The organism is Rossellomorea orangium, from assembly GCF_019334305.1.
GTDB lineage: Bacteria > Bacillota > Bacilli > Bacillales > Bacillaceae_B > Rossellomorea.
Genome location: NZ_JAHWGH010000025.1, coordinates 293650 through 299843, shown reverse-complemented (window position 1 = coordinate 299843; position 6194 = coordinate 293650). Strand labels below are relative to the sequence as shown.

Genomic DNA, 6194 nt, shown 5'->3' with positions numbered 1-6194 from the left:
CTGAAGCGAACGGGTAAATAAGAAAGAGGGACGGACCTCCATTAGGAGGTCCGTCCCTCTTTCTTATTTAATAATTTGTTCCTCAACGATGTGGTGGTCGATGTATGGCATGATCGGGATGATTTCCTTCATTCCTTTTTTGGTGATGGCGTCTATGGCAAGTTCATTGAGTAGTTCTTTCTGAATGAAAGGGGCGATGGAAACGACGGAATGCATTCCATTCCTAAGATAAGATTCTTTAGCACATTGACTTAACGTTTCTTGACTGATAAATGGGGCAATTGCAGATAAGGAATCTAAACCATTCGATTGAAACTCCTTCTGAGCACACTCATTTATAACGGATTGACTGATAAACGGAGCAAGAGCGGCAAGACCTATTATTCCATTCGCCTCGAATTCCTTCTTGGCACACTCATCAATAACCATTGGGCTAATGAATGCTGCCATAGATGCCAATCCTTCCATCCCTATTGACTCAAGTTCTTTCCGGGCACATTCATCAATTTTACCCTGACTGATGTAAGGGGCAATGGAGGTCAATCCTGCAAGACCATTCATTTTAAATTGTCTGTTGGCTAATTGATCAATTGAATTCTGATGAATATAAGGAGCAATCAATGCCAGATCCTCCAGTGATAGCTCACCATCTACATTATGATACAATCTGTCTGCAATATCCTCACTTAGAATAGGAGCAATATGAATCAACTCATCCTTATCAATTGGATGTGATTCAACCAAAGACTCATTATCAACCAAATCTTTCACCAGCTTTGTCCCTTTACTATTGCCTAACAAATCATCGATGCTGATACTGAATATACTAGCTAGTTCGGGTAATTTGGATATATCCGGCATGGTTTGTCCCCGCTCCCAATTACTGATCGCCTGGAAACTGACCCCAAGCCGATCAGCGAGCGCCATCTGTGTAATGTTTTGGTTCTTCCTTAATTGTGCAATCTGTTTCCCAACCTTTGTCATATCAAACAAAATACTCACCTCGTTTTAAAAGTATAATCTAAGTCTATCTGTTGATAACTGAATTTCATATCAAGTATTGCTTGAGTGTGTGTAAAAAATATTTCAATTCTTGCTTTAAGAGGGACGGACCTAAGTTCGAGGTCCGTCCCTCTCCATTTAATTCGTATCATCAATCAAGGATACCAGCTCTTTTATGACGGATAGTGAAGATATGTGTTCAGGATGAACGGCATAAAAGGGGCGGTGGATGACGTAAGGTTCGATTGGGACGAGTTTTCCTTGAATCACTTCTTCTTTGACCATGGAGCTCGAGAGAAATGCGATGCCAAGGCCCCTCACAGCGAGTTGCTTAATGAGGAAATGGCTGCTTGCTTCAAGGATTTCAACCGGGACGATGCGCTCCGACCTTAAGAAATCATCCGCATATTCCCTCGTACCTGAACCTTGTTCCCTCAATATGAAAGGAGAAGAGTGAAGATTCATCCTGCTGCTCGCGAAGAAGCGGAGTTCATCCCGACTGATCACCTCTACATGAAACGGCTCTAATCCCTTCGTTCCCTCAACAAGGGCAAGGTCGAGCTCATTCGAATTCAAGGCTTCTACAATTGTCTCGTGGTTATGGATCATCAATTGTAAACGAACTTGAGGATTGAGAACTTTTATTTTTTTGACAAAGTCCGGTAGCAGAACATCGCTGACCGTATGGGTAGAGCCAATCCGTAGTTGGATTTCTTCTTTCTTCTGATTGACCTGTTCCATCGATCTCCACAACTCCATCATTTCTTTCCCATACTCAAACACCTGCTCTCCAGCAGGTGTCAGCTCGAATTGCTGATTGGTGGAGGAACGATGGATAAGAGCCGTTCCCAGGCTCTGTTCTAATTTTTTGATATGAACACTGACGGTTGGTTGCGATAAATTCAGGTATTCACTCGTCTTAGTGAAATGCTGAAGTTGCGCGAGTGTAACAAACGTCCGAATCCAGTCCAGTTGCATTATGCCCCCTCCATTATAAAACGTAATCGACTATATTATCATTATTCATTTCTATTATAACTAATCTCGAGGTATAATGTTACATGAAGGAAGTGACGTACGACATGGAATGGATTTTATTTATGATAGGTGGGGCCGTCATTGGCATCATCTCCGGTTTTTTTGGCATAGGAGGCGGAATCGTCCTTACTCCTACTTTATTAGTTCTGGGGTATGAACCCAGTCAGGCCATCATACTATCTTTAATGCTTACATTGGGGTCAACAGTGACAGGTACTGTCTCACATCTGCGATTAAAGAACGTCAATAAGAAATTGGCAGTCCTCTTAGGGGTGTCCGGAGTGATAGGCTCCGTTATGACTGTACCATTTGTAAAATGGCTTGATTCCATAAATGGAGCATCTACCTTTATATCAATTGTTTACATTGGCATCTTAAGTTGGTTTTCTTATCAGTTCTTCAGTAAACGTCAAGAAGATACCCAAGCAAAAGGATCATTTGCGGCACCGGTCATTGGACTATTCACAGGAATGATTTCCTCACTTATGGGAGTCAGCGGGGGATTTGTCATGACACCGTTACTTACAAAGTGGCTTAAACTGGATCTGAATAAAGCGATTGGGACCAGTATTTCGGCTGCTTCGATCATCGTATTATCTGGGATTGCATCCTTTATGTATACAGGGGAGTCACTTGACTATAGACACGGGATCCTGCTTATCATAGGCGCGCTGATCGGCACACCAATCGGATCCATCCAGCTAAAACGGTTCTCAGGTGTCATCGTCAAACGAATGTTGGCGATCCTTTATATGGTGGTAGCTGTGAGTGTCGTTTTCAAGATGCTTTCCATAGCATCAGTCTCACTGGGTTTGATTTTGGGAGCGGTTCTCGTATTTTTCGGAATACTGATCTATTCAGTGCAACAGTCAAAAAGAACGGCAAATTATTAAGAGAGGTGAAAAACCTCTCTTTTTTTTGTCAATTGTGAAAACGTGAAGGATAAATCGCGACAGCTATCGAACCTAGTCATAACAGAGAACATTATCATACATAGCTTTAGAGCTTACTGCTCAACCTTCCTTGATTTATAGACAATGTGTCTAATGATTAGGAACGCAGTAGCTTATACAATGTCAATAAGTATTAAAATATGTTAACAAAGGGTGATTCTATGAAAATTAATCGGGGAAGATTAGAACGTCATCTGGAAGAGTTAGCTGAAATTGGGAAGATAGGAGAAACAGGGGTTTGCCGACTGGCACATTCAAAAGAAGATCGGCAGGGAGTGGATCTGGTAAAAGGCTGGATGGCAGATGCCGGATTAACGCCCAGAATTGATGGGTTTGGAAATCTCATTGGGAGGCTTGAGGGGCGGGATAAAAACAAACCAATCCTTATTCTTGGATCTCATATAGATTCCCAGCCATACGGCGGAAGATTCGATGGAACAGTCGGAGCGCTTGGAGCAATTGAAGTCGTTCACAGCATGAATGACAATGGTATCATCCCAGAACGCACCATTGAAGTGATATGTTTTTCCGATGAAGAAGGAAGCCGTTTTAACAAAGGAATCTTCGGTGTAAGAGCTTTAGCTGGGATGCTGGAAGAAGGGGAGCTCGAACGAAAAGACAAGAATGGAGTGACAAGGAGGGAGGCGTTGAAAGAGTTTGGTGTCGATACGGACTTGACGGAAAGTCCTGTGTACAAGAAAGGAGACATCGAAGCCTTTTTGGAGCTCCATATAGAACAGGGTCCGGTACTTGAAGGGAAAGACAAGCCGGTAGGTATTGTTTCTGGGATTTCTGGCCCGATATGGCTGACGGTAACACTTGAAGGATTTGCAGGGCATGCAGGATCCGTACCTATGTCGATGAGGCAGGATGCTCTTGTAGGTGCTTCACAAATCATCCGGAAGTTTGATGAACTGGTCAAAAAAGAAGGAACGAACACAACGGTAGGGACTGTCGGAAGCATGCAGGTATTTCCAAATTCCAGGAATATCATTGCCGAAAAGATAGAGTTCACCATCGACCTGCGGGATATCGACGTTCAAGCACGTACAATACTTGAGCGTAAACTATATCAATTAATTGAAGAAACCACTAAAACGTACCATCTTAAATACGAAATTAAAGAAGATACACGGAGTGAACCAAGGTACTGTGCAGATTGGATCAAGGAAATCATGAAAGAAGAAGACCAAAAGCTCGGATTCGATTCTCCGACCTTAATGAGCGGACCATTCCATGATGCCTTGATCATGTCCTATATCAGTGATTATGGCATGATTTTCGTCCGCTGTGAAAAAGGCATCAGTCATAATCCATTAGAATTTGCCGAGATGGATGATATTGTAAAAGGTGTTCAACTTCTTTACGCCACCGCAATGCGCATTTGTCTGAAACGAGGAGACAGTCACCTTGTTCCTGATAAAGCCGAGTATTCTTCTTATTCTTCTAACAATAAAGATTAAAGAGTTAAAAGCTATGTCGATATAAAGGGGGCTATCTCTAATCAACCACTAGAGATAGCTTATTTTCACATAATATTAATCGTGTGAAGAGATTAAAAATGATCAAATGATTAAGCAAGGCATCATTTAATGCAATCGTTTGCGCATTGAAAATATTTAAGTTAATATTTAACTTAATAAGCTAATAAAGACGGAGGTCAACATGAAAACTGAAAAACAGAAAATGCTTGATGGTGAACTTTATGAACCATGGGATCCGCAATTAATGGAAGAGAGGAAAAATGCCCGTTATTTGACGCGGGTATTGAATCTTACAACAGAAGAAGAAGGAGATGAAAGAGTGGCTGCTATAAAACAGCTATTCGGTTCAACGGGGGAGACGGTTTATCTTGAGCCAAACTTTAGATGTGATTATGGATACAATATACACGTAGGAGATAAGTTCTTTGCTAATTTTGACTGTGTGATATTAGATGTGTGCGAAGTCCGCTTCGGAGAAAATTGCATGCTGGCACCTGGGGTACATATTTACACAGCAACTCATCCCGTCCATCCCGTCAAGCGTAATAAGGGACCTGAATTTGGAAAGCCTGTCACTATCGGGGACAACTGCTGGATTGGCGGAGGTGCTATCATTAATCCTGGAGTGAATATAGGAGATAATGTAGTGATCGCTTCCGGTGCTGTTGTTACAAAAGACGTCCCATCCAATGTAGTGATCGGTGGTAATCCTGCCCGCGTCATCAAAAAAATTGATTTGGAAGAGAAATGATAATGGTAGGAATAAGATAGAAAAGAGGAGCTGGGAAGACCGACTTCCCAGCTCCTTTAGTTAAAACTTTTCAGGAAACTGCTTCAATATTCCATCAGATAAGGCATCAGACAAATGAAGGATATGCGCCTTCCCCTCATCAAAGCTTTTGATATTAGCTTTCCAATCTTTATTAATCCGTGCCACTGCTTCATCGGTAACGAACTGTAGATGCATGTATAGCAAATCTTTCAATTTCTTATCAGACCAATAGGGATTGGCATTTGATAAGAATCGGGCAATATCGTCGGCATTTTGATACCATTCTTTATTAAGTTGTTCTACTTGAGCCGATTTGCCACCTTTCGCAGCACCTACGATTTTTCCTGCCAGTATTATATGTTCGGTTAATAAGTCGGCTAATTTGTCACCTGCTTTTTCTCCATAGTAGGGTTTGATTGCATTCCCGATATCCTTTTGATTCTGAAGCAACCTTGCCAGTACAACATCAGTATCCTCCAACCCATCGACTTCACTAATGATATAATTCCTTGTGTAGAAGACATGATCGGTCCATAGTGTCCTCATTTCTTCCCGTGCCATTATACTCGCTTCACTTAAACAAGAATCCTGCTTGGCTTCAGGCATTAATGGTAATGAAAAAAGGGAAATCAGGACAACGAACAAAAGAACCCCAAACTTTTTCAATTTCATTCCTCCAGTCATTAATGTTCTCCTTTTATCATCTGCTTCTTTATTCCAAACATTTATAGAAAAATATGTTAAAATTTATGAAATAGGGGAGGGACGGACCTTAGTTAACATACCTACGTTCATCACCCTCCATTGTAAACGGCTATGGGCTCAGAAAAAGGAATCTGATCTATTGAAGATTTTATAGGGTGAAAAAAGTTGTCCATTTTTTATGAAAATGAGTTGCTTGTCCTCACCATCCAGACACTTTCGACATAAAGTGTTCTATGGAGG

General features: G+C 41.5%; 6 protein-coding genes. 3 read left to right on the top strand and 3 right to left on the bottom strand.

All coding sequences use genetic code 11. The features are described 5' to 3' along the window. Positions 1 to 63: 63 nt before the first annotated feature. Positions 64 to 984 (bottom strand): helix-turn-helix domain-containing protein, encoded by a 921-nt coding sequence (locus tag KYJ26_RS22720; protein WP_257475206.1) that lies wholly within the window; start codon positions 982 to 984, stop codon positions 64 to 66. A gap of 156 nt (positions 985 to 1140) precedes the next feature. Then, entirely contained in the window at positions 1141 to 1980 is an 840-nt protein-coding gene (locus KYJ26_RS22715; protein ID WP_219170277.1) for a LysR family transcriptional regulator, read from the bottom strand. Positions 1981 to 2063: 83 nt separating this feature from the next. Between KYJ26_RS22715 and KYJ26_RS22710 the strand changes: the two genes are divergently transcribed. The 3 genes from KYJ26_RS22710 to KYJ26_RS22700 all read left to right on the top strand — a co-directional run bounded on the left by KYJ26_RS22710 (position 2064) and on the right by KYJ26_RS22700 (position 5228). After that, positions 2064 to 2933, top strand: coding sequence for a sulfite exporter TauE/SafE family protein (locus KYJ26_RS22710; RefSeq protein ID WP_257475193.1), 870 nt, complete (start codon positions 2064 to 2066; stop codon positions 2931 to 2933). 221 nt (positions 2934 to 3154) lie between these two features. Next, positions 3155 to 4456 (top strand): M20 family metallo-hydrolase, encoded by a 1302-nt coding sequence (locus KYJ26_RS22705; protein WP_219170275.1) that lies wholly within the window; start codon positions 3155 to 3157, stop codon positions 4454 to 4456. Positions 4457 to 4658: 202 nt separating this feature from the next. Next, on the top strand, positions 4659 to 5228 hold the full coding sequence (locus KYJ26_RS22700) for a sugar O-acetyltransferase (protein WP_219170273.1): 570 nt from the start codon (positions 4659 to 4661) through the stop codon (positions 5226 to 5228). Between the two features lie 60 nt (positions 5229 to 5288). Here KYJ26_RS22700 and KYJ26_RS22695 read toward each other — a convergent pair whose 3' ends face one another. Next, positions 5289 to 5933, bottom strand: coding sequence for a glycosyltransferase (locus tag KYJ26_RS22695; RefSeq protein ID WP_257475192.1), 645 nt, complete (start codon positions 5931 to 5933; stop codon positions 5289 to 5291). Between the last annotated feature and the right edge of the window lie 261 nt (positions 5934 to 6194).